We start from the raw sequence: 23,349 nt of genomic DNA on the forward strand, positions 1-23,349 counted from the left end.
ATTTTTTAAGATAGCGTTTTTCGGCGACTTGGTTAGAATAGTCAGAACCCTGCTGTTAAGCATAGCAGCGATACAAAAACCCGCCGATTTTTAACGACCTATCAGGAGTGTCAATGAATATTCATGAATACCAGGCTAAACAGCTGTTTTTAAATTATGGGATACCGATTCCTGATGGCAAACTGGCTGTTAACGCTGAAAACGTCACGCACATAGCGCAAGCGCTTGGCGGCGACAGTTGGGTGGTAAAGGCGCAGATTCATGCCGGTGGGCGTGGCAAAGCAGGCGGGGTAAAATTGGCTAAAACCCTGGCTGAAGTCGTAAGCGTTACTAACGATATGCTGGGGATTACGCTGGCCACTCATCAAACCGATGCCGCTGGTTTACCGGTCAATTCAGTGTTGATAGAGCAAACTTATCCTATTGAGCGTGAGCTGTATTTAAGCTTATTGATTGACCGCAGCACCCAGCGCATGAGCTTTATCGCTTCGGCAACCGGCGGCATGGACATTGAAGCGGTAGCGGAACACTCACCTGAAAAAATTATCTCTGTGTCACTTCATCCGGCAGCGGGCCTGCAAGATTATCAATGCCGAAAGCTGGCTTACGCACTGGCCTTAAGCGGTGGCCAAATTAAAACCCTGGCTAATATTATGCGCGGCATGGTGCGGTTATTTTTAGATAAAGATGCTAGCCAAATTGAAATCAATCCGTTGATAGTGACAGGCAGCGGTGAGCTCTTAGCACTGGATGCCAAGATCAATTTTGATGACAATGCGCTCAGTGCCCATCCGGATATTGCAGCGCTGAAAGATCCTACACAAGAAGATGACCGAGAAAATCAGGCACAGCAATTTGGCTCGGTGTACATCACGCTGGAAGGTAATATTGGCTGCATGGTTAACGGTGCGGGTTTGGCGATGGCGACTATGGATATTATTAAATTAAAAGGCGGCCAACCGGCCAACTTTCTGGATGTGGGTGGTGGCACCGACCCCGAAAAAGTCGCCAAAGCTTTTAAACTGATTTTATCTGACAGCCATGTTAAAGCCATATTGATCAATATTTTTGGCGGTATCGTTAAGTGCGACACGATCGCCGAAGGCATTTTGGCGGCTGTTAAAGAAACTGCCATTAATCTGCCCATTGTGGTCAGGTTGGAAGGTACTAACGCACAATTGGGCCGTGATTTGTTAAACAACTCAGGACTTAACTTAACCGCAGCCAATGATCTTGATCATGCTGCCGAACAAATCGTCATGCTGGCGGGGGCGCAATGAGTATTTTAATCAACAAGGACACCAAAGTACTTTGCCAGGGCTTTACTGGCAAACAAGGCACGTTCCATTCGCAACAAGCCCTGGATTACGGCACGCAATTGGTCGGCGGTATTACCCCTGAACGCGGCGGCAGTACACATTTGGGTCTACCGGTATTTAACACCGTACAAGACGCTGTCAACATTACTCAGGCGACTGCCAGCGTTATTTATGTACCGCCGTTTTATGCCGCCGATGCCATTTTGGAAGCGATGGATGCGGGCATTAAACTCATTGTTTGCATTACCGAAGGCATCCCCATATTACACATGTTGAAAGTAAAAGCCGCGCTGCAAGAGACTGATGCAATCTTAATCGGCCCCAACTGCCCTGGTATTATTACCCCAGGTGAATGTAAAATCGGCATTATGCCGGCCAATATTCATTTACCTGGCTCGATAGGTATTGTGTCTCGATCTGGTACGTTGACTTATGAAGCAGTACACCAAACTACACAGCAAAACCTCGGCCAAAGCACTTGTGTCGGTATCGGCGGTGATCCGCTGCACGGCATGAATTTTGTGGATGTGCTGCGTCGTTTTCAGGAGGATGAACAAACCCGTGGCATCGTTATGGTGGGCGAAATCGGCGGCTGTGAGGAAGAGGAAGCCGCTGACTATATCAATGCCCATGTTACCAAGCCGGTGGTGGCGTATATTGCCGGACAAACTGCGCCGCCAGGTAAGCGTATGGGTCATGCGGGCGCTATTGTCAGTGGCGGCAAAGGTACGGCCAAATCCAAAATGGCGGCGTTAAAAGCGGCGGGGATTGAAGTGGTTAACTCGCCCACCGAGATTGGGTTAGCGATGAAAGCGTGTTTTTGATATTTTCCGTAGAATAAAGCTTAATCCACAAAAGGCACAAAAATATAAAACTCTTTTTGTATTTTTTGTGGCTTTCGTGGACAGTTAGCAGTAACCAAGCGCGGTATAAAAAGCCACAAAATACTGGACATCACTCAGCACGTCGTAGATACTTGCGAACACGATACACCTCGTGTCCACTACAAATTAAAACAACAACTAAAACAATCACTAGGAGATATTAATGGGTTTTATGCAAGGCAAAAAAGTGTTAATTGTCGGTTTGGCCAGTAACCGTTCCATTGCCTGGGGAATCGCGCAAGCCATGCACCGCGAAGGTGCTGAATTGGCATTTACCTTCCAAAATGAAAAGCTGCAAAGTCGTGTGGTCGATATGGCCGAGCAATGCAATTCTAATATTACTCTGGAATGCGATGTCAGCATTGATGTGCATATCGACAACGTCTTTGCCAAACTTGGCGAACATTGGGATGGCTTGGATTGTATCGTGCATTCGGTGGCATTTGCCCCGCGTGATGCGCTCAATGGTGATTATGTTGATGTCACCACCCGCGAAAACTTTAACATCGCTCACGATGTCAGCTCGTACAGCTTTACCGCATTAGCTAAAGCTGGCCGCGCCATGATGCAAGGCCGCAACGGTTCGCTATTGACTTTAACTTATTTAGGCGCAGAACGGGCGATTCCTAATTACAATGTTATGGGCGTTGCCAAAGCCAGCTTGGAAGCCAACGTGCGCTATATGGCTGTCGCATTAGGTGCTGAAGGTACGCGTGTTAATGCCATCTCCGCAGGGCCGATCAGAACGCTGGCCGCTTCCGGCATTAATGATTTTAAAGCCATGCTCAACAAAGCCGCCGATACCTCACCGTTAAAAAGAAACATAACCATCGAAGAGGTTGGCAATGCCGCGGCGTTTATGTGTTCTGATTTAGCGTCGGGTATTACTGGCGAAATTACTTATGTTGACTGCGGTTATAATATTGCGGGATTAGCTTCCTCATAAGATTAGTTAGCCACTAGTCAGGATAAAGGAGGTGTATCGTTCGTAGTGAACCTGTTGAACCATGAGCGGCACACCGTGTCCATTCCTCGACAAGCTCTGGACAAGGAGAAGGCTGGAATGAGGGGGAAATAAACGTGTTGATTTTATTCTCCTAACCCCAGCCCTTTTCAGCAGGAGAGGGAGTATATAGCTTTGGCAATGCATTGTTTTTATCTTCTGCAAATCTGCTTCTACTTTACTTACAATTTGGGAGCGGACGGTTTTAAAATCAAATAACAGTAATTTACTAAATTTTTTTGCCTTGCGTGCTTGCCGTGACCTGTGCAATCAATCGTCAGTTATAAGCGGTACAAGGGCTCCAGACTACTATCTTTATTGGTGATGGCTGTTCTGGCCTTGTTTTCAATAAAGTATTGAAACAGTTTTTTACCATCCCATTGTTCCGCATCCTTACCGTAAATAATCTGATTTAAATGCAATATTTCGTCGCGCAAGCGTGCTTCACAAAATGTGGCCACAGCACCCAAACTGGTGACACCAAATTGCTTATTACCCCAATCCATTAACACTGCTTTAGTTTTTTCAACATCATTATTCGCACAAGATTTTTTCAAACGCTTAATAACCTCCTTAATAGTAATATCCGCTTCAGTATCAATCACCACCACCGCCTTCTTTTTCGCAGAGCGCTTAGCGAAAAAATAAATGACGGTAATCAACCAGCCCGCTGCAAAAAACACACAGGCAGCCCATAACCAATTAAAAGAATTCTTAACGGCTATGGGATTTACTACCGAGGTTATTTCAGGTTTTGCAGCCACATTACTGGGTTTTGGCGTGGCTGCCGAAGGCGCGGCAATCGGTGCTACTGTTGCCGCTGCACCAAACGCGGTTAATGCAACTTCTGGCAGCTTAGCAATTTCTACTTTTTGGCTTTGCGTGTTAAACCACGGTATTTCTATAGCAGGCAAGGTATAGTTACCGGCTTGTGACGGAATAAAAGCTATTTTTTCTTGTCTTAATGCCAGTAAACCGTCTGATTTTTTTTGCTCTTGCAATACCGGCTGGTCAGGATAAACTTTAAATTGCTCATTGCTCTTGGCGGTATTTAATTCAGGTAATTGGCCGACCGTGGCGCTTTTGGCCTGCAAAGTCAGTGTTCTAGTTAATGGCTCACCAACTTTGGCTTGCTGTGTATCACCAGACCATTCTTGCTTTAGTTCCATTTGTTCGGCAGAAACCCAATGCGTGCCAGGGAAGCTACTGGGCGCAGGGGCAATATTTAAAACAATTTTTTTCGAGACAATACGCTTGGTTTTAGTAGCCTGTGGGTTAAAAAAATCGTTGATGCTCGGCGTATTGTTACTGATCACATCAGCCGTTAGTTCTAAAGGATTAATGGTCAATTGGCCACTTTTTTGCGGGAAGATAGCGTATTTACGCTCAGTAACACGATAATTAATACCGTTGTGCAACGCGTTATAATCCGTATCTTCACCGAGTTTTTCAATCACCGCATCGCTTAATTCCGGCTCAGTTAATTTAGCCTGCGCCATTTCAACATTTCTGTATAACCGCAAGGTATAAATAATCTGCGATTGCACATAGCTGCTTTCGGGAGTTGCTTTAACATCTAAAAACAATTCACTGTCGCTGCTGATGTCTTTTTTACCTGCGGCCTTACCAACCAATACCGATATAGCTTGACTAGTGTCATCACCAAATTTTATAGCCGGAATAATCAAACTACCGGCTCGCTTGGCCATCACATTCAGTGTCCATTGCACGGTTTTGCTTAAATTGCCATTAGAGAATACTGTGTTGCTGCTTTGGCTTTGATTGAGTACGCTAAAGTCTTGGTCTAACACGCTAAAATCCGGTGCTCCATCGGGTGATTCTGTGGCGGTAAAAACAATTTGAAAAGACTCACCAAGATTAACAGGCGTGTGATCAACTGAGACATCAATTGGCACAGCCATAGCCCACTGCGGTGTAGTCAGTATTAATAACACAACGGCAAATCGCATCGATTTTATTAATTTTATAGCGTTCATAGTGTTTATTTTCAATCTTCAACCATATGTGCATGTTGCCAGGCATACGTGTATGCCTGATAGAAACTTAAATTTCGAGCAGTTGCGCCACGTATTCCTACAATTGCCGAAGCAAACGCCTGTGCGCGGTGCAAAATAACCGGCAGCGACCAATTATGCTGCATACCCAATAACGCAACCGCAGAAAAAGCATCGCCTGCGCCAACCGTATCAACAACAGCCACTTGTTCAGGCGGTGTAATTTCAAAAAATTCATCGTCTTGATTAATTGCAACAGCGCCCTGCGCACCACGGGTTACTATCAAAATAGCCACGTTATATTTACGCCGGAAGTGTCGCATAGCCTGTTTTAACGGCAGCTGAACAGATTGTAATTGCATTAACTCCTGTTCGTTAAGTTTAGCCCAATCCGCTCGGTTAAGTAATGTCGCAAGCAACTCCGCTTGCCACCAGGGTGATCTCAAATTAACATCAACAAATATTTTACCTGTATGTTGTCTCAATAATTTATTCAGTGCGGCCGCTGATACCGGTTGTCGCAGCGCTAACGAACCATGATAAAACACATCATTCGGACACAGTTGTGTATTAAGTTGGTCTATGTTAATAAAATCATACGCTTGATTGGCTAAAATATTGTACTGTGGCTCATTGTCAACGACAGTAATTTGTACACTTCCCGTTGGATGACGGGAATCGACTTGCAGATTCTCAATGCTCATGCCCCAGTGCTGCATGGCCTGTTGTATATCTCGTCCTTCAACATCGTTACCAATGCGACTGATAAAGTCAGGGCTCTGACCAAACGCCTGTAAATGCCAAGCCACATTAAACGGCGCACCACCTAATAGCCTTAAGCCATCAGGGAATTGATCAAACAGCACTTCACCAAATACTCTAACGCGCTTATTCATTATGTTGCTTATTCTAGTTGAGTCTACCCGTTAAAAAAAACTGTTAAAACCAAATGTAAGGTGGATTGAGATTTTTTCAAGCTAGGTTAATCACGTCATTGACACTTAGTCACTCTTTACGTGTCGAGTACATTTTTGTCCAGTGCGTGACCTACGAAGTTTTAAAAATTTCGTAGGTCTACCTTGGCTTTAAGGTGATATTATTCTTAAAAACTATCTAGACTGAGTACATCAAAATCTACCACGCATAAGCACCGTCATTAGCGGGGTGTTCACGCTGACCGTATTGGTACTTAAATTTACGTTTTAACAAACCAGCAGGGTCGTCAGGAATACGCTTTAACCACTGCTCGTTAGCTTGCTGTTTTTCATCATAAGGTTTTTCCTCCGCAGGCACCTGCATTTTTTTATCATCTGGCGATTTTTCAGCATCGGCTTTTTGCTGCTCTTTTAGACGCATCGCTTCCATTTTAGCGGCTTGCTCCTGCTCTTGCGCTTTGGCTTTATCATCGCCAGCCGATGATTGAGCTTTTTGCTGATCAGCCGCATTTTTTTGTGCCTGTTCTTGCGTTTGCTCCGGTTTTTGTTCTGGCTTTTGTTCCGATTCTTTGGATTCGCCAGGCTTATTAGGATCTTTTCCGCTCTCGGTGTTTTCTTCGGGCTTACTCGGCGCTTGCTGACTCTGGTCGCCCTGATCGCCGGACTGCTGATCTTGCGGCTTACTTTTTTGTTGATCTTGCTGTTGTTGATCTTGCTGTTTTTGTTGCTCTTGTTTTTGCTGTTTTTGTTTTTCCAGTTCCTTGGCGACCAATTCTTTATTGTATTTGGCATCAGCGTTATTTGGATCAAGCTTAAGCGCTTTTTGGTACGCTTTTAGCGCATCCTCTAACTTACCGTCTTGGGCGAGTACATTGCCTTTATTATAAAAATCATCAGCACTTTTGCTGCCTTTCAGTATCGCCAAGGCTTTATCATACTGTCCTGCTTTATACTGCGCCGCCACTTTCCAATTCTTATTTTCAAAACTATTGGCAGCCTTAGCAAAGTCTCCAGACTGATATGCTTTTGCACCTTGCTGATCTTTAGTTTGCCATAAATCCTGCCATGCCAACGCATAACTGGTTTTAGGGAAAGGCAGTATCAGTAAAAGCGCAAAACACAACACCCCTTTTCTAAAACTCAATGCGGCCAGCGGTAAAACCAACAATAACAACCACGGGCCTCGGTCATGCCAAATATCAATCGCCTGATTACTGGCATTACCGGCTTGTTGTTTAGATGCTTCCATCGCTGATAATAAGCTTTGAATATCCTCATCGCTAGCACTTAACGTTTGATAGTTACCATGCCCTGTACTGGCCAGTTTTTCTAAGGCAGATTGGTCTAGTTTAGGCACGATAATAGCGCCTTGCCGATCTTTTAAAAAGCCACCGCCTGCCAACGCGATAGGCGCACCCTCTGCCGTACCAACGCCTAACACGGATAATTTATAATTATCCAAAGCATTAACCGCCGCTAGGCTGTTATCCACCTCAACGCCGTCAGTTACTAGTAATATATGACCTTTTTGCAAGCCTGATTGCTTGAAAAGTTCGGTGGCTTTTTCCAGTGCAGCACTGGTATTGCTGCCTTCACTGGGCATAATCTCAGTATTTAACGCCGATAACTGGCTTATTATGGTTTCAGTATCGTTGGTTAGCGGCGTTACGGTAAAGGCATCGCCTGCGTAAACCAACAAAGCCGTCTGGCCATCTTTACGTTGCTTTAAAATATCAGCAATTTTAAACCGTGCCATCGTCAAACGGCTGGGCTTGACATCACCTGCATCCATAGATCGCGATAAATCCAATACAATAATCAGTGCCGCATCATTTCTAAAAGCGGGCGAGGGTAAGCGATCCCAGGTAGGGCCTGCCAATGCCAAAATCACTAAAAAGGCGGCAACGATACCTGCCAGTAATGGCCAGCGACTTTGATGAATGGCTTCTTTTTGCAACAAATACGGCAACAACGCTGCATCGCATACCGAAGACCAATTGCCTTGATTGAGCTTATTACGGATCATTAACACCGCCACCAGCGCATAAGGAATTAATATCAGCAAACAATAAGGCCTTAAAAAATGAAATTCCGCCAATATCATAATCTCACTCGCGTTAAACACACACAGGCCGCCAATACCAGCGCCACAGACAGCGGCCAAAAATACAGCTCACTGCGTGGCCTAAAATACTGCTTGTCTTTTTCAACTGGCTCCAACTTATCCAGTAGCATATAGATATTGTTTAATTCGTCGGTATTTCTGGCACGAAAATACTGACCGCCTGTGCTTTCAGCAATTTTTACCAAAGTCTTTTCATCCAGATCAACCGAAGGGTTAATTTTACGCGAGCCAAAAAAACTCCGTACCACCAGCTCGTCTGCCCCGACACCGATGGTATAAATTTTTAAATGATTCTGCGCGGCCAATTCAGCCGCTTTAATAGGTGACACTTCGCCAGCGGTATTAGCGCCATCGGTTAGCAGCAATAATACACGGCTGTCGGCAGGTTGATTTTTTAGACGCTTAACCGCCAAACCAATCGCATCCCCAATAGCCGTTTTATCGCCAGCAAGACCTAACGCAGATTCGTTAAGCAAGGTAACGACGGTTTTTCGGTCAAAGGTTAGTGGGACTTGCAAATACGGCTGCGAGCCAAACAAAATCAAACCTAATCTGTCCCCGACACGCCGGTTAATAAATTCACGGGCAACTGCTTTAATGGCGGTGAGACGATCAACAAATTTTTTGTTGAGCATAAAGTCTTCCATCTCCATACTCGGCGATAAATCCACCGCCAGCATCAGATCACGGCCACTTATCGCCTGTTCTACTGGCTCACCTAACCATTGCGGCCGCGTACAAGCCAGTACCAACAAACACCAGGCCACCATAATAACAACAAGCGGCCATTTTTTACTGGGCACAACCGTGCGTGCATCATCGGCAGAAAAATCATCTAAGAAAGGCACTTTTAGCGCAGCACTTTCCATGGGCACTATAGCGGGCATTATCCAGCGGATAATCAAAGGTAACGGTAAAGTCGCTAATAACCAAGGCCATTCAAAATGAATCATCTTTTTTGTCTTGCACAAGTTTTAAGCCAATTACGACATACATCGAGTAATTGTGTAATTTCAGGATCGGTAGGCGGTGTCTTGCGATACGGCGCATCCACCAGCAAACGCCCAACACCGATACTAAAAGGCGCGTCTTTTAAGCCATTATCTAAAAACTCTAACCAGGCACGGCCTGTTAAGCCAGCCACTTCAGCACGCGGCGCAACGCTAATGGCAACGCGTCGAATTAACACCGACAATTCACACAATTTTTGCATACTGCCCATATCGGCATCTTTTTCAATACTGTCTAAATGCTTTCTAGCAATTTTTAAAGCTTTTTTAACCGCGTTTTTACGTGTAACGCGTTTAAAAGCACGGTAGGCGAATACCAGTAACACCGGTATCAATAGCGCGAGCAACCACCAGCCAAGCGCAAGTGGCCACCAACTTATTGCTTCCGGCAAATGTATGTCTCTTAGAGGTAATGGCGTCGTTGACATTGAGTGAGTGCTGAGTATGTAACCGGTTAAATTCGGTTATCTTAATTGTTGTATTGGATTTTGCACGGTACTGCATTGAATTAATACCAGCCCCATTTTTTTTGCCAAAACTTCAAGTCGTTGTAAACGTTGTACAAAATTCTGTTGATATTGCGTTAAGCGCTGAGAGTCACTGGTATCAATCACTACGTCACGTTTATCGTCAGTAAATCGATAGCGGCCTTTGGTCGGCAAAGTACTTTCCAGTGGGTCGTAAACAAAAATCAACACCACGTCACAATGACGACGCAATTTAGCAAGATGCGCTTCGGCTTTATCATCTACGCCTCTAAAATCACTGATAATATACACCAAGCTGCCCGGTCTAACATGCTGTGTTAAGCGCGCCAAAACCTGTTCAAGTGTCATCACTAAATCCGCTGCGATCTGGGGCTTTTCGGAGACTTTTGGAGTTTTTGACCGTTGCTGTTGTTGCATTTCCGGTTTGGTCACCAGCGTATTCAAAAATCGCAATACCGCATGCTTGCCATTATGCGGCTTTAACTCTTGGCACACATCCAAAGAAAATATCTGCCCACCGATACGATCACCGTGATGCTCTGCTGTCCATGCCAATAATGCCGCCAGTTTAGCAGCCAATACCGATTTAAACACACCACGGGTGGCAAAATGCATGGTCGGTCGGTTATCAACAGAAATAAACACTGGGCGCTCCCGTTCCTCACGAAAAATCTTGGTGTAGGTTTGATCCATTCGCGCGGTTACCCGCCAATCAATGCGTCGAATATCATCGCCTGGTTGGTACGGACGCACTTCGTCAAACTCCATGCCTCGACCTTTAAAGTGCGACACATAACCACCGGCTTGCTGGGCACGAATACCTTTGTAATGCTGTTTTAACCCTGCTGCTGGCCGTGCCAAATCAATCAGTGTTTTTAGTGATACTGAAATCAGCTCACTGGCATCAAGGCTTTGCGTGGGTGCAACTTGCTTACTAAATAACATTAAGGTACAGCAATTCTGGAGATTAGCTCTTTAATAACATGGTCGGTGGTGATACCTTCGGCTTCGGCTTCATACGATAAAATCAAGCGATGCCGCAGCACATCGTAAGCCATCTCCTGAATATCTTCAGGGCCGACAAATTCCCACTGCCCTAACCAAGCCTTAGCCCTAGCACAGCGATCTAAGGCAATACTGGCTCTGGGGCTAGCCCCATACTGTAACCAGCGTGCTAAATCGGCACCATACGCACCTGGATTTCGTGTTGCTAAGATAATTTGTAATAAATAGTCTTCCAAATTATCGGAGAGGTAAATATCTAAGACTTCTTTGCGTGCCTCAAACAAAGTTTCTTGGCTGAGTGGCTCAAATTGATTGTCTTTTTTAGACGTTTCATATCGTGCTTCTGTTCTGGCCAAATGCAAAATACTTTTTTCATGCTCAGGCTTGGGGTAATCTACTTTAATATGCAATAGAAAACGATCCAATTGCGCTTCGGGTAACGGATACGTACCTTCTTGCTCAATGGGATTTTGCGTGGCCATAACCATGAACAATTTTGGCAAGATATACGTCGCCTTACCCACAGTAATTTGCCGCTCAGCCATAGCTTCCAGCAGTGCTGACTGGACTTTGGCAGGTGAACGGTTAATTTCATCCGCCAAAATTAAATTATGAAATAATGGGCCTTTTTGAAACTCGAATGTGCCTTGCTGGGGTCGATAAATTTCGGTACCGGTTAAATCAGCAGGCAATAAATCAGGGGTAAACTGCACGCGATGAAAATCACCTTGAATACCTTTACTTAAGACGTTAATGGCTCTGGTTTTAGCAAGGCCTGGCGCACCTTCTACCAGAATATGCCCATCGGCCAGTAAGCCAATCAACATTCTCTCAACCAAAACGTCTTGCCCTATAATTTCTTCGTTAATATAGTTTTTTAAGCGTATTAAAGAAGTTTGTATCGTATTTTGATAACTGTTTTTTTCTGACATAACCCAGATTATTCGTTATTGAAACCATTAAGGTTTGATAAGTTGACTAGCAACTAAGCTGAAACAAGTAAAAACCAAGCCTTGTTGAGTGTTTCGCCTTAGTTGGCAGCCGATAAATTTAAGTGGTTTTTATTTGCTTGTGTGTCACGCCACAATCACAAACAGTACCAAGACTCAGCACCACTTACCGTGACAAAAAAGCTAATTAGTGTATTTTGATGACATATTCGCGCCTGATAAAAAATATTTAATGCGTTATAGTCACATCAAAACAAATATTCTTAACACAGCACATCAAATATTCAATTTATCTGTAAAGAGTAGCTCATCAACAGATTTTTTTTGAGTTTATGATAACAATAAACTTAATTTTTTCTCATTATATTAGCATTGTTTATCTATCTATTTTCACAAGTTTTGTGTTAATAGACCATGATTTAAACTTAACGTTTTAGTCCGTCAACTCGCGGATATCTTGACACTTAGGTTATTTTTACGGAGTACTGTCATTGGCTACAACAAAAAATATAGTACACCTGTACCCAATCTACACATAAAAATTAAAATCCGTTTATTTACTAATCAGCTAAAATACTACTGAAAGATAGCGCTGTTATTTAACACGAGGGTGTGTTAAATAATCTCATCGCTGTTGCTTAAACACAGAACAGCAACTTATCTTTTTTGGGCTACCCATTTAAGGCGGGACAACGTGTAAGGCTTAACCGTTCGCCCTGAGCGTGTCGAAGGCTGGGCGGTTAAGTCGATCATGATTCGACAAGCTCACCACGAACGGCTTAACCTGAAACTGCCCCGCCTTAAGTGGGTAGCCTCTTTTTTGACGTGATTTTATTTTTTAATTAGCAAAAGGAAAGAAATGAAATTTGCATTGCTCCTCTTGGGAAGCTTTTTATCTTCATACGCTTGCGCAGGTGTTTACAAATGTACTGATGCGAACGGAAAAACCGCCTACCGAGAAACTCCCTGTGCCGCAGGAAATAGCAACATTCAGCTTAATGTAAAAACCGGCAGTGCGGTTGACTTAGATACACTCAAACACCAACAGAACAACCAAGAACAACAGCAACAAGCGGTTATTGATCAACAAAAACTAGCGCAACAACAGCTTACGCAAAAAAAGGAAAAGCTCAAGCAAGAAGCTATTGATGAAAGCGCAAAAAATCAGTTTCTCATTAAAAGTAATCCACAAAAATACTCTGCTTTTGCCATACCGCCCTATAAATATGAACAACTACCGGCTCTGATTAAGCCGTACCAAGACAGATTACCCGATATTGAACGTATGAGACGACTAGCCGCCGAAAAAGCACTGGCTTCTAACGAATGCGTGCGCGTTGAAGCCGCTGAATTAAATATTAAAAGCACTAAAGATGCCTTGGTTTTTCTGGTGGATTGCAGCACTGCCAAACGTTTTTATATGACAGAACAACAACTAACGCAGTAATATTATGATTATCCCTAAAATAATACTGATTACTGGCTGCTCCAGTGGCATAGGCTACCAAACGGCGGTAACGCTAAAAGCCCGTGGCCATCAGGTAATTGCAAGTGCTAGAAACCCTGAAGATGTTGCACGTTTAAAGCACGCTGGATTTTTTGCGCTGCAACTGGATTTGGCGGACAGTAACAGTATTCAGCAAGCTGTTTTAGCGATGATTGAATTTACAGGTGGCAAGATTGATGCGTTATTTAATAACGGCGCTTTTGGCCAACCAGGCGCGGTTGAAGATTTAACGCGTGCCGTGCTACGCCATCAGTTTGAAACCAACCTGTTTGGCACACATGAATTAACCAATCTTATTATTCCACTCATGCGCCAACAAGGTCAGGGACGCATTATTTATAACAGCTCGGTGTTAGGTCTGGTGGCTATGCCGTACCGTGGGGCTTACAATGCCAGCAAATATGCTTTAGAGGGCTTGGTGGATACCTTGCGCCTTGAGCTACACGGCACTAACATACAGCTGTCTCTTATAGAGCCTGGGCCGATATTAAGCGATTTTAGAAAAAACGCATTTTATCTGTACCAAAAAAATATTGACCCTAGCAGCAGTGCCCATCAGCACAGCTATAACGCAATGGCAACACGCTTACAAACCGAAGGTACCGCAGCGCCTTTTACCTTGCCGGCCACAGCTGTTGTCGATAAAGTTATACACGCATTAGAAAACAATCGCCCCAAAATACGCTATTACGTCACCTTCCCTACTTATTTATTTGCGTTTTTAAAACGCATTTTACCCGCTGGCTGTTTAGATTATTTACTTAGAAAAGTTTAGTCTGTTGTGTGGCAGTAGTCCTTTCAGGAAATGCGGGTTGCTGGGGTTTATATGCCGTTTTAATCATACGTAACCTTCCAGGTTTCTACCGCCTGTTTAGCTAACCAGGCTTGATACAAGTTAAGGTTTTGTAAATTCCATTGTTCATAAGTAGCAACCTGCCGCGCTAATGGATAATGTGCTGTTAAATAAGCTCGCTTTTTATTTACAAAATTTGATCTTTTTAGACCATCTTTCTCAAGCAACACCACATTCCCTAAGCGATCCTGGATATCATTCACACCTTCCCCAAAATAACTATCCCATTCCTCATCAGGATTATAAGGGCACACATGCTCTAAGGTCGTTTTGGTATAGTCTGTTTCATGCCCTAAATACGTCTCTATTTCAGCCAATAGAAATCTTATTTTTTTGGCTGAGCGCCTGCTGGGCATTTTATGAAATTCAAAGGCATTAAAAAACACATCGTCGCCAGGGTATAGCTTTCTAAACAACTCACTGTTTTTTACATGGCTGGCACGTTGAAATTCAGTTGCGTTAATTTTGATGGCAAGTTGGTTATAAGCAGAGTCTTGCTCGTTAGGGGAAAGATGGCAAATAACGTTGTATCTAATCGCCAGAATATAAATATACCTGGCAAGACTGACAAACTCCTCAGGTGAAAACTGATGAAACGCAACCATTAAAACAGTAAAAGGTTGTTTTATATTAAACAACTCAAATCCTTCCAAGTACTTTTTAGCGCCACGATAAACAACGTCTTGATTACCCCACCAATCATCGTAAGGATTTAATAAAGACGCATAAACAGGCGCATACTGACTCAAAGAATGAAGATAGTCGTAAGCTTTTTCGGGTGTATTGACTATCTTGCGTACTGAGGCAAATAAATCTTTTTTGGTGACTAAGGTGGCCTGGAAATTATGGTGGTAACGAATAAAATCGGTAAAGTTACTTTCGCCCAGTTGAGAAACAATTTCAGACCAACTTTCATCCAGCTCATTTAATTCGTGATCCGACACATCATTGTTTTTTGTTACCACAGAAAAGATATAGTTTTTTAATAAATCTGGGGTTGATAACTGAACGCCGCGTGCATTTAAGGTTTCGAACACTTTGTAAGCGTTTAAATCATCTTGCACGACGATCTTGGTAAAAATCATCCCTGAGGTAATACGCTCAATGAATTCGGCTATTTGTTGCCCTGTATTACCGAGTCTTTTGCTGACAAAAAACTTAAAACATTCATTTAATTGTTTATTGGTTTTTGTTTGGCCTCTTCTATTGGGCGTATCTAGTACATCAAATCGTATAAAAACAGGATAATAAAAATCTTCAAATCATGAATGAAATGCTGATTGTGTACAGCATAAAGCTAAATTAAAATCCTGTTGACTTCCAATTTGGTGTACTAGTGTGGAGCAAATAGTTTTAAAATTAGCGCCATTATTTCTGTTTAATGACAGTTTGCTATCCACTTTTAGCGAAATAGCATTTTTAGAACCTACATAGCGCTCGGTCAATACTCGCAAGCGTTCGGTATTTTCAGCGGCCTCTGCATTTTTATGGATAAGCAACTGAATATTTTTCATGGCCGCTAAGACCATTAAAGACAGCGTGATTAAGCGTTGTTGGCCATCGATAACTTCAAAATCATGCTGGCTCTTGCGTTGTAAGACGATATAGCCCATGTAATGGTATTGTTCGTTGTTGATCGTCTCAATATCAGACCACAAGTCTTCCCATTGCTCTTTATCCCACGCGTAATCTCGTTGAAATCTGGGCACTTGATATTTAACACCATTACTAAGCAACTCTTGGAAAGTTTGATTAGTGGGCTCCATTAACATAAATGCCATAGATGACTCCTAAAGAATAGCTAAATTCAACAGTATTTTACAGCGTTTTCACAGTTGAATAGTTACAGCGTAACCGTTCGCACTGAGCTTGTCGAAGTGTGCCGTTCATGCTTCGACAAGCTCAGCACGAACGGTGGCTGTAACTGTTCTAAGTTGAAAACGCTGTATGTTGATTTAACACTCATCAGATAACACGTAAAGATCCCGCCGGAAACTGCATGGTCATACAATGCAAGCTACCATATTGATGTACCAAAGGTTTGCACGGTGTCGCAATAATCTCCCGATCAGGAAATACGCCCGCTAAACGCTGTTGAATAATAGCATCCATTGGATCATCATAAGCGGGCACTAACACCGCACCATTAATAACCAAGAAGTTGGCATAATTGGCCGGTAAGCGTTGGCCTTCTTCATTGTAAATAGGTGCGGGCATCGGCAAGGGAATCAACTGATACTGTTTATCACTTTGCGTACGCAGCGCTTGCAATTGTGCCGCCATATTTCTTAGGCTATCAAAATGCGGGTCATTGGGATTAATGCAACTGGTGTAAGCAATAGTATCTTCTGTGCAAAATCGTGCCAAAGTGTCGATATGGGCATCGGTATCATCACCGGATAAATTTTCCTGATCCAGCCATAACACACGCGTAGTGCCGAAATGTCTTTCCAGTTGACGTTCAATATCTTCTTGTTTAGACCAGGTATTGCGGTTAGGGTTTAGCAGGCATTGGCGAGTCGTTAAAATGGTATCGATACCATCGCTTTCCACACTGCCGCCTTCAAGAATAAAATCAATCATTCTGTGCTTGGTGTGCTCAAATAGCGGCGCAGCTAACAAGCGCTGATTCAGGGCATTATCGTATTGATGCGGGTATTTATTACCCCAGCCATTAAAACGAAAATTCAGCAATAGCGGCTCACCGTCGCTTTCCACAGTGAGAAATACGGTATCACGCACCCAGATGTCATTCACTCTGGCCTGAATGAAATTGATGTTTTCAATGCTGGCCAATTGTTCGCTAATGTACTGCTGATGGCTATCATCACGGCAGACAATAATCAACCGTTGAAACCGGCTAATAGTGTCAGCAATAAACCGATAACTGTCTTCAACAGCGGCTAGGCGGTTTTGAAAATCGCCGGTTTCATGTGGCCACGCGATAAGTACAGCAGCTTGTGGCTCCCATTCGGCTGGAAAGCGAATCATGTTAATCCCTCTAAAAATAAAAATTAAAACAGTTTGGCGACAGAAAACACAAGGCACCCAAAAATTTCAAGCGTAAAAACCGATACAACACAGACCTTAAGGAACGCGCACGAAATAACTTGAGCAAGTTCATGCTTCGACAGGCTCAGCACGAACGGTGGTGGCGTTTAAGTTGTTCAAGTTATTTCATGCACGTTCCTAAGTAGCTACCGAGTGCAACATTTCTTTGGCATGTGCCAAAGTATTAGCCGTTAGTTTAACACCGCCCAGCATACGGGCGATTTCTTCAATGCGTTCCGATTCTTCAAGTAAGCGCACAGTGGATGCCGTAACATCTGTGCTATGGCTTTTGGATACATATAAATGCTGATGTGCTTGTGCGGCCACTTGTGGTAAATGCGTTACGCACAACACTTGTCGATTGTGACTTAAACGCCGTAACTTCTGGCCTACAATTTCGGCGATACCGCCACCAATGCCCGCATCCACCTCGTCGAAAATCATGGTAGGCGTAGATTTATCATGGGCGGTGCTGACTTGAATCGCTAGACTGATACGCGACAATTCGCCCCCTGATGCCACTTTTGCTAGCGATTTTGGCGGTAATCCCGGATTGGCACTGACCAGAAACGTTACCGTATCCAATCCATTCAATTTAGGTGTATTGACAGCTTGCGCGGCAATATCAATCAAAAACTCACCTTGCGCCATACCCAGTTCTTTAATAATGTCAGAGATTTGCTGCTGTAATTTTTTAGCACTGTGCTGGCGACTCTCTGATAAGGTCTTGGCCAATTCGGCATAGTGCAGGTGCAATTGCTCGGTGTGCGTGGTTAATTCTGCGATGCGTTCGCCGCTGTGGGTAATGCCATGCAGTTCCAGAGCAATATGTGTCACCGTGGTCGGCAATGCGTCGGGTGATACACGGTGTTTACGGCTCAGTTTTTGGATCATCTCCATTTGGCCTTCCAGCATCGCCATGCGTTGTGGATCAGTGTCTTGCACTTTTAAAAACCGGCGCAATTGCAAGGCGGCCTCTTCGGTTTGAATCTGGGCTTCGGTTAACATGCTGCACAGTTCTTGTAATTCTGGTGCATAACGGCAAAGCTGGGTCAGGCTATTAATACTGTGCTGTAGCATCTGGTTAACTGAGTGCTGATCGTTTTCATACAAACACTCAACCTGCGCCTGACCAATGGTCAAAATCTGTTCCAGATTGGCCAGCTTAGTATGCTCTTCCAGCAAAGCGGCGTAGTTAAAATTAGCCAGATCCAATTGTTGCAGTTCATTAATTTGGTAGCGTAGTAATTGCTCACGTTCAGTCTGATCGGTACTGGCTTTTAGTAAGGCGTGCAATTCCTGGTGCGCGGTATGCCATTGCCGATAACAGCTATTGAGCGAATCGACAAGCGCCTGATTTTTGGCGAATACATCCAGTAAACGCCGCTGTTCATCGCTGTGCAACAGGGTTAAATGCGCGTGCTGACCATGAATTTCCACCAGCTGTTCACTGAGTTCTTGCAAGGATTGCAAGGTGACCGAACGATTGTTGATATAGGCTTTGGAGCGGCCATCCTCGTTAATAACGCGCCGTATCAAACACTGTTGTTCATCATCCAGATCGTTAGCTTGCAGCCATTGCTGGGCGTGCGGCGCATCGCTTAAATCAAATTCCAGATTAATTTCGGCGCGTTTGCACTCAGGGCGTATGTAGCCGGAATCCGCACGATCGCCCAAGGCTAAACCCAAAGCAGTCAATAAAATAGATTTACCCGCGCCGGTTTCGCCAGTTAACACCGACATGCCGGTGTGCAAATCAAGGTTTAAGCCTTTGACGACGGCAAGATCAGTAATGCTGAGATTTAATAGCATAGATTCAGCTGTGGTAGCCGCTGCTCCAGTTGAGTTTAGTGCGAAGTATCTGAAAAAAATCATGGCCTTCGGGGTGTAATATCCGTATCGGCTTAGGGTCTTTTTTAATACAAATTTTATCACTGATCAGCACGTCCGGTATTTCAATATGATCACAAGTGACCTGCGCGTTGATCTGCTTAGTTTGGCAAAAACTGATCTCAATTTCTGCTGAATCATGGACGACTATCGGACGATTGGATAAGGTGTGCGGATTCAGCGGCACTAATACCAAGGCGTTTAAAGACGGGTATAAAATCGGCCCACCCGCCGACAGCGAATACGCAGTGGATCCGGTCGGTGTTGACACGATCAAGCCATCAGAACGTTGCGAGTTTAAAAATACCCCGTCAATTTTGGTGGTAATTTCAATCATGCTCGGCGTTACCCAACGATGCACCACCACTTCATTAACGGCGGTTTCCTCGTGGATAACACGCGCATCACGGATAATTTTAGTACGCAGTAAATAGCGGTGTTCTTCGGTGTAATGACCATTTAAGATGGCTTGTAATTTCTCGGTTAAATCATTTGGAGATATATCCACCAAAAATCCCAAACGCCCAAGATTAATGCCGATAAGCGGGATGTTATAATCCACAATAGCGCGTGCTGCCGAAAGAAACGTACCGTCACCGCCAACCGCAATCATTAAGTCACAACGTTTACCTATGTCGCTGATGGCACAGGTTTCTACCGACAAATTATCGACATAGCGGGCATTATCTTTGGCGATGACCACGGCATAATCGCGCTGTTTAAGAAAATCACATAAAGTGGTTAATGTGGTGGTGATACTCGGATCTTTGAGTCTGCCAATAATACCTACGGTTTTAAAAGTAGTGTGCATCATGCAATACAAATTAAAGGACAAGGCATTTGATTATACAAAAAATTGGCACTAAGGCTACGGGTTTTACTGACTAAAAACTGGCTACTCACTTAAGGCGGGACAGTTTTAGGTTAAGCCGTTCGTGGTGAGCTTGTCGAACCATGAATAACAGCCTTCGACAAGCTCAGGCCGAACGGTAGTTGTAGTTTATTGTCCCGTCTTAAGTGGATAGCCTAAAAACTGGCCAGCAACTTAAAACGGGACAGCAATAAAACCGTTCGTGGCGAGCTTGTTGAGCCATGAACCACACGTTCTTCGACAAACTCAGGGGAACCCAGGACGACCAGATACCCCGTCATAAATATAAGTATCTACACAGTTTTTCCTGAATTCTGGGATGATGCAGGAAAAGTTGTGTAGATACTTATGCCTTAAAACAGACAAACACCCATCCATGATTTTTGTGTTTTCTGTGGACAATATCGGCGGGTTCACCCCCGATTTTTGAAGTACTCCAGTGTCATAAACAAGGCGGCGATTGATCTTGCTTCAGTACACTCGCCGGTCGCCAATAAGGCGTTAATTTGGTTGAGTTTCCAGGGGATAACTTCCAGTTCTTCGGGTTCATCGCCGATCAGTCGTTCTTCGTACAAATCCTGGGCGATAACAATTTCGGTCATGTGTTCAAGATAGGATGGCGCAATCGAAAATGAACTCAAATGGTGCAGACTTCTTGCGCCATAACCGACTTCTTCTTTGAGCTCACGATTGGCTGCTTCTAAAAAAGATTCACCGCAATCGGTTTTGCCTTTGGGCAAGCCTAATTCATAGCGGTGTACGCCGGCTGAATATTCCCTGATCAGTAATACTGTTTCTGCATCTAGCATGGGTACAATGAGTACGGCGCTGGTGTCGCTATTGCTGCGTGCCAGACGTTCGTAATTGCGCCGTTCGCCATTACTGAATTCAATTTCCAGTGCTTCAATGCGAAATAAGCGACTTTTTGAGACGGTGGTTTTAGTGAGAATGGTCGGTTTTTCAGCCATTGTGGTATTTTATACGGTGAATTTTGTTAAATATAACGTACTCTGATGATAGATTGGAAGCAAATTGATACCGTGTTGTTGGATATGGACGGCACATTACTGGATTTAAATTTTGATAATTATTTCTGGAAAGAATTTGTGCCGCTTAAGTTTGCCGCGCAGCACGGCTTATCGGTTGAAATAGCCAAACAACAGTTAGAGCCGCGCTTTAAAAGTAAAGAAGGGCAACTGGAGTGGTATTGTCTGGATTACTGGAGTAACGCTTTACAGTTAGATATTGCTGGCTTAAAAGCCGAAATTTCCGAGTTGATTGCGGTGTTGCCGCATGTGCTTGAATTTTTAGAGAAGTTGCAACATAGCCCGCGCAAAGTGATATTAGTCACCAATGCACACCGTGATAGCTTGTCACTTAAAATGCACAAAACTGCCTTACAGTCTTATTTTGATGACATTATCAGCTCGCACGATGTGGGATTGCCTAAAGAGCATCAAGGCTTTTGGCAGAGCCTGCAAAACACGCAGGTGTTTGAAAATCACAATACGGTGTTAATTGATGATAGTCTGGCTGTGTTACATTCAGCCAGACAATTTGGTATTGCGCACCTGGTGTCTATTAGCAAGCCGGACAGCCAGTTACCTAATCGACAGATTACCGATTATCCCGCCATTGAAGATTTTAGGGCGTTGATGGTCGGGCTTTAGGCGCTCGTGATGTGCTAGAAGCTGAGCTTGGGCGCGGTTTTTGTGGTCTGGGCTTGGCAGGTCTTTTTTCAGGAATAATGAGTTCTGCTAACAGGTCAGCAGTAATTGGCTTAACGGGAATTTTTTGGCCAATATAGTCTTCAATATCGGGCATGGAGTAGGCATATTCTTCACAGATAAAACTGATTGCCTCGCCGCTGGCACCAAAGCGTGCGGTTCTGCCAATTCTATGCACGTAGTCTTCAACATCTTGTGGCAAATCGTAGTTAAACACATGCGAAACATCGGCAATGTGTAAGCCTCGTGCCGCCACATCGGTTGCAATTAATAAGGTAATTTTATTATCCTGAAAATCAGTCAGTAGCCGCTGACGTTTATCTTGCGGCACATCGCCACTCAGTGCGGCTGTTTTATAGCCGTTGGCGTTTAAATAATCATCCAACTGTTCGGCACAGCGCTTAGTATTGACAAAAATAATACTGCGTAGCGGTTGATACTGCCGCAATATACCGACCAATAACGGTAGTTTTTGCTGATTAGACGGGCAAAACGCGCTTTGCTCAATGGCTTTAGAGGTCACATCTTCGCTTTCAATGCGTACCAGCACCGGATTGTTCATGTGCTCATAAGCCAATTCCGTCACTTTGTAAGACAGGGTGGCGGAGAACAGCATGTTTAAACGTTGATCTGGCGCAGGCATGCGGCGTAGCAAAAAGCGGATATCTTTAATAAAACCTAAATCGAACATGCGATCCGCTTCATCCAATACCGTCACTTGTACATTATTGAGCGTGAAAGCATTTTGCTTGTAAAAATCAATAATACGCCCCGGTGTGCCAATAATAATATCCACATTGGCTTTGACGGCATCTAATTGTTTTTGGTAATCAGTGCCACCGTAAATCAGGGCAAATTTTAAATCAAGGTGTTTGCTGAGCAACAGTGCATCTTTGTGGATTTGTATGGCTAGCTCGCGTGTTGGCGCAAGAATAATGGCTCTAGGGTATTTAACAGGATTAGTTTGGGGTAATCTGGTGGCGGCAACAGATTTTTCTGCAAGGTCGTCATCGTCATCATCGTAATGAAGATGATCGTCTTCCTCATACTCAATTTCATTAATGAGATGCTGAAACGTGGCCAGTAAAAAGGTTGCGGTTTTACCGGTACCGGTTTGCGCTTGTCCGGCAATATCTTTGCCGCGCAGCAGTAATGGCAACGCTTTGTCTTGTATGGGCGTGCAGTGATTAAAATGGGCCTCATTAAGACTGCGGAGGATGGGATCAGATAATTCGAGATTACTGAAGCGGGTGTGTGTTAAATGTTTATCGTTCATGTGCTATAGCATAACGTAAAAATGCATTGGTTTAAAATTCATTGACTCATTAAGTGATCCCTCCTATAGTCTAAGTTTTTGGGAGACAAACCGTGAGCGATGCCGTTCTTCATGTAACAGACAGTGAATTTAACGAAAAAGTAATTTTAGCCAGTAAAAATCAGCCAGTTTTGGTCGATTATTGGGCGGAATGGTGTGGTCCTTGTAAGCAAATAGCGCCGCTGCTCGATAAAATGGCGATTAAATATGCGGGTAAATTGACTGTTGTTAAAATCAATATTGATGAAAATTCTGCCACGCCACAACATTACGGTGTGCGTGGTATTCCAACCTTAATGATATTCAAAGATGGCGAAGTAGAAGGTACTAAAGTAGGGGCATTGGCAGAATCTGCACTGAGCAGTTTTATTGATAGCAATATGTAAATTTATATCCTCGCT

The 23,349-nt window shown here is 43.9% G+C and carries 21 protein-coding genes; 7 read left to right on the forward strand and 14 right to left on the reverse strand.

Translation table 11 applies throughout. The features are described from left to right. Positions 1-113 precede the first annotated feature (113 nt). From sucC to CRENPOLYSF2_RS15670, 3 genes are all read left to right on the forward strand, one after another. The gene (gene sucC, locus CRENPOLYSF2_RS15660) at positions 114-1,280 is read left to right on the forward strand and encodes an ADP-forming succinate--CoA ligase subunit beta (protein WP_087144886.1); all 1,167 of its coding nucleotides are present in this window, start codon (positions 114-116) and stop codon (positions 1,278-1,280) included. Continuing rightward, positions 1,277-2,143, forward strand: coding sequence for a succinate--CoA ligase subunit alpha (gene sucD, locus CRENPOLYSF2_RS15665; RefSeq protein WP_087144887.1), 867 nt, complete (start codon positions 1,277-1,279; stop codon positions 2,141-2,143). Before sucC ends, sucD begins: the two co-directional genes overlap by 4 nt. 223 nt (positions 2,144-2,366) lie before the next feature. Next, positions 2,367-3,149 (forward strand): enoyl-ACP reductase FabI, encoded by a 783-nt coding sequence (locus tag CRENPOLYSF2_RS15670; RefSeq protein ID WP_087144888.1) that lies wholly within the window; start codon positions 2,367-2,369, stop codon positions 3,147-3,149. Positions 3,150-3,487: 338 nt separating this feature from the next. Here the strand turns inward: CRENPOLYSF2_RS15670 and CRENPOLYSF2_RS15675 are convergent, their stop codons facing one another. The 7 genes from CRENPOLYSF2_RS15675 to CRENPOLYSF2_RS15705 form a co-directional block, all read right to left on the reverse strand. Then, positions 3,488-5,203 (reverse strand): BatD family protein, encoded by a 1,716-nt coding sequence (locus tag CRENPOLYSF2_RS15675; protein ID WP_087144889.1) that lies wholly within the window; start codon positions 5,201-5,203, stop codon positions 3,488-3,490. An 11-nt stretch (positions 5,204-5,214) separates the two neighbouring features. After that, the gene (locus tag CRENPOLYSF2_RS15680; RefSeq protein WP_087144890.1) at positions 5,215-6,117 is read right to left on the reverse strand and encodes a carbohydrate kinase family protein; all 903 of its coding nucleotides are present in this window, start codon (positions 6,115-6,117) and stop codon (positions 5,215-5,217) included. A 238-nt stretch (positions 6,118-6,355) separates the two neighbouring features. Next, complete coding sequence (locus CRENPOLYSF2_RS15685; RefSeq protein WP_087144891.1) at positions 6,356-8,260, reverse strand: VWA domain-containing protein; 1,905 nt, start codon at positions 8,258-8,260, stop codon at positions 6,356-6,358. Continuing rightward, complete coding sequence (locus tag CRENPOLYSF2_RS15690) at positions 8,257-9,234, reverse strand: vWA domain-containing protein (RefSeq protein WP_087144892.1); 978 nt, start codon at positions 9,232-9,234, stop codon at positions 8,257-8,259. The genes CRENPOLYSF2_RS15685 and CRENPOLYSF2_RS15690 overlap by 4 nt, the downstream gene beginning before the upstream one ends. Then, positions 9,231-9,719, reverse strand: coding sequence for a DUF4381 domain-containing protein (locus CRENPOLYSF2_RS15695; protein WP_087144893.1), 489 nt, complete (start codon positions 9,717-9,719; stop codon positions 9,231-9,233). Before CRENPOLYSF2_RS15695 ends, CRENPOLYSF2_RS15690 begins: the two co-directional genes overlap by 4 nt. Positions 9,720-9,755: 36 nt before the next feature. Next, on the reverse strand, positions 9,756-10,724 hold the full coding sequence (locus CRENPOLYSF2_RS15700; RefSeq protein WP_087144894.1) for a DUF58 domain-containing protein: 969 nt from the start codon (positions 10,722-10,724) through the stop codon (positions 9,756-9,758). After that, positions 10,724-11,716: an AAA family ATPase gene (locus tag CRENPOLYSF2_RS15705; protein WP_087144895.1), complete on the reverse strand. Its 993-nt coding sequence runs from the start codon at positions 11,714-11,716 to the stop codon at positions 10,724-10,726. The genes CRENPOLYSF2_RS15700 and CRENPOLYSF2_RS15705 overlap by 1 nt, the downstream gene beginning before the upstream one ends. Positions 11,717-12,593: 877 nt before the next feature. Here CRENPOLYSF2_RS15705 and CRENPOLYSF2_RS15710 point away from each other — a divergent pair. Both CRENPOLYSF2_RS15710 and CRENPOLYSF2_RS15715 read left to right on the forward strand, forming a co-directional pair. Then, on the forward strand, positions 12,594-13,181 hold the full coding sequence (locus CRENPOLYSF2_RS15710; protein WP_087144896.1) for a DUF4124 domain-containing protein: 588 nt from the start codon (positions 12,594-12,596) through the stop codon (positions 13,179-13,181). A 4-nt stretch (positions 13,182-13,185) separates the two neighbouring features. Beyond that, a complete protein-coding gene (locus tag CRENPOLYSF2_RS15715; RefSeq protein ID WP_087144897.1) occupies positions 13,186-14,016 on the forward strand; it encodes an SDR family NAD(P)-dependent oxidoreductase in 831 nt (276 codons plus the stop codon). Between the two features lie 59 nt (positions 14,017-14,075). Here the strand turns inward: CRENPOLYSF2_RS15715 and CRENPOLYSF2_RS15720 are convergent, their stop codons facing one another. The 6 genes from CRENPOLYSF2_RS15720 to nudE form a co-directional block, all read right to left on the reverse strand. Next, on the reverse strand, positions 14,076-15,329 hold the full coding sequence (locus CRENPOLYSF2_RS15720; protein ID WP_087144898.1) for a DUF262 domain-containing protein: 1,254 nt from the start codon (positions 15,327-15,329) through the stop codon (positions 14,076-14,078). Positions 15,330-15,356: 27 nt separating this feature from the next. Further along, positions 15,357-15,875, reverse strand: a complete 519-nt coding sequence (locus tag CRENPOLYSF2_RS15725) for a DUF262 domain-containing protein (RefSeq protein WP_087144899.1) — start codon at positions 15,873-15,875, stop codon at positions 15,357-15,359. A 184-nt stretch (positions 15,876-16,059) separates the two neighbouring features. Further along, positions 16,060-17,085, reverse strand: coding sequence for an agmatine deiminase family protein (locus tag CRENPOLYSF2_RS15730; protein ID WP_087144900.1), 1,026 nt, complete (start codon positions 17,083-17,085; stop codon positions 16,060-16,062). Between the two features lie 198 nt (positions 17,086-17,283). Beyond that, positions 17,284-18,957, reverse strand: a complete 1,674-nt coding sequence (gene recN / locus CRENPOLYSF2_RS15735) for a DNA repair protein RecN (RefSeq protein ID WP_087144901.1) — start codon at positions 18,955-18,957, stop codon at positions 17,284-17,286. Between the two features lie 4 nt (positions 18,958-18,961). Then, complete coding sequence (locus CRENPOLYSF2_RS15740; RefSeq protein WP_087144934.1) at positions 18,962-19,846, reverse strand: NAD(+) kinase; 885 nt, start codon at positions 19,844-19,846, stop codon at positions 18,962-18,964. 473 nt (positions 19,847-20,319) lie between these two features. Further along, positions 20,320-20,874: an ADP compounds hydrolase NudE gene (gene nudE, locus CRENPOLYSF2_RS15745; RefSeq protein ID WP_087144902.1), complete on the reverse strand. Its 555-nt coding sequence runs from the start codon at positions 20,872-20,874 to the stop codon at positions 20,320-20,322. 45 nt (positions 20,875-20,919) lie between these two features. On the opposite strand from nudE, the gene yrfG reads away from it, so the two are divergent. Next, a complete protein-coding gene (gene yrfG, locus CRENPOLYSF2_RS15750; protein WP_087144903.1) occupies positions 20,920-21,576 on the forward strand; it encodes a GMP/IMP nucleotidase in 657 nt (218 codons plus the stop codon). On the opposite strand, the gene CRENPOLYSF2_RS15755 is transcribed toward yrfG, so the two are convergent. Then, a complete protein-coding gene (locus tag CRENPOLYSF2_RS15755; RefSeq protein WP_087144904.1) occupies positions 21,551-22,909 on the reverse strand; it encodes a DEAD/DEAH box helicase in 1,359 nt (452 codons plus the stop codon). The genes yrfG and CRENPOLYSF2_RS15755 overlap by 26 nt on opposite strands. 92 nt (positions 22,910-23,001) lie before the next feature. On the opposite strand from CRENPOLYSF2_RS15755, the gene trxA reads away from it, so the two are divergent. Beyond that, positions 23,002-23,334, forward strand: coding sequence for a thioredoxin TrxA (trxA, locus tag CRENPOLYSF2_RS15760; protein ID WP_087144905.1), 333 nt, complete (start codon positions 23,002-23,004; stop codon positions 23,332-23,334). The last annotated feature ends 15 nt before the right edge of the window (positions 23,335-23,349 follow it).

Source organism: Crenothrix polyspora, assembly GCF_900163755.1.
Taxonomy (GTDB): domain Bacteria; phylum Pseudomonadota; class Gammaproteobacteria; order Methylococcales; family Methylomonadaceae; genus Crenothrix; species Crenothrix polyspora.

What these genes read in the sequence shown, in the direction of transcription:
- CRENPOLYSF2_RS15685 (WP_087144891.1), bottom strand. Translation starts at nt 8,260, where the DNA reads ATGATATTGGCGGAATTTCATTTTTTAAGGCCTTATTGTTTGCTGATA.
- CRENPOLYSF2_RS15715 (WP_087144897.1), top strand. Translation starts at nt 13,186, where the DNA reads ATGATTATCCCTAAAATAATACTGATTACTGGCTGCTCCAGTGGCATA.
- CRENPOLYSF2_RS15730 (WP_087144900.1), bottom strand. Translation starts at nt 17,085, where the DNA reads ATGATTCGCTTTCCAGCCGAATGGGAGCCACAAGCTGCTGTACTTATC.
- yrfG (WP_087144903.1), top strand. Translation starts at nt 20,920, where the DNA reads ATGATAGATTGGAAGCAAATTGATACCGTGTTGTTGGATATGGACGGC.
- CRENPOLYSF2_RS15740 (WP_087144934.1), bottom strand. Translation starts at nt 19,846, where the DNA reads ATGCACACTACTTTTAAAACCGTAGGTATTATTGGCAGACTCAAAGAT.
- CRENPOLYSF2_RS15705 (WP_087144895.1), bottom strand. Translation starts at nt 11,716, where the DNA reads ATGTCAGAAAAAAACAGTTATCAAAATACGATACAAACTTCTTTAATA.
- nudE (WP_087144902.1), bottom strand. Translation starts at nt 20,874, where the DNA reads ATGGCTGAAAAACCGACCATTCTCACTAAAACCACCGTCTCAAAAAGT.
- sucD (WP_087144887.1), top strand. Translation starts at nt 1,277, where the DNA reads ATGAGTATTTTAATCAACAAGGACACCAAAGTACTTTGCCAGGGCTTT.
- CRENPOLYSF2_RS15755 (WP_087144904.1), bottom strand. Translation starts at nt 22,909, where the DNA reads ATGAACGATAAACATTTAACACACACCCGCTTCAGTAATCTCGAATTA.
- CRENPOLYSF2_RS15725 (WP_087144899.1), bottom strand. Translation starts at nt 15,875, where the DNA reads ATGGCATTTATGTTAATGGAGCCCACTAATCAAACTTTCCAAGAGTTG.
- recN (WP_087144901.1), bottom strand. Translation starts at nt 18,957, where the DNA reads ATGCTATTAAATCTCAGCATTACTGATCTTGCCGTCGTCAAAGGCTTA.
- CRENPOLYSF2_RS15710 (WP_087144896.1), top strand. Translation starts at nt 12,594, where the DNA reads ATGAAATTTGCATTGCTCCTCTTGGGAAGCTTTTTATCTTCATACGCT.
- CRENPOLYSF2_RS15670 (WP_087144888.1), top strand. Translation starts at nt 2,367, where the DNA reads ATGGGTTTTATGCAAGGCAAAAAAGTGTTAATTGTCGGTTTGGCCAGT.
- CRENPOLYSF2_RS15695 (WP_087144893.1), bottom strand. Translation starts at nt 9,719, where the DNA reads ATGTCAACGACGCCATTACCTCTAAGAGACATACATTTGCCGGAAGCA.
- CRENPOLYSF2_RS15675 (WP_087144889.1), bottom strand. Translation starts at nt 5,203, where the DNA reads ATGAACGCTATAAAATTAATAAAATCGATGCGATTTGCCGTTGTGTTA.
- CRENPOLYSF2_RS15700 (WP_087144894.1), bottom strand. Translation starts at nt 10,724, where the DNA reads ATGTTATTTAGTAAGCAAGTTGCACCCACGCAAAGCCTTGATGCCAGT.
- CRENPOLYSF2_RS15680 (WP_087144890.1), bottom strand. Translation starts at nt 6,117, where the DNA reads ATGAATAAGCGCGTTAGAGTATTTGGTGAAGTGCTGTTTGATCAATTC.
- sucC (WP_087144886.1), top strand. Translation starts at nt 114, where the DNA reads ATGAATATTCATGAATACCAGGCTAAACAGCTGTTTTTAAATTATGGG.
- CRENPOLYSF2_RS15690 (WP_087144892.1), bottom strand. Translation starts at nt 9,234, where the DNA reads ATGATTCATTTTGAATGGCCTTGGTTATTAGCGACTTTACCGTTACCT.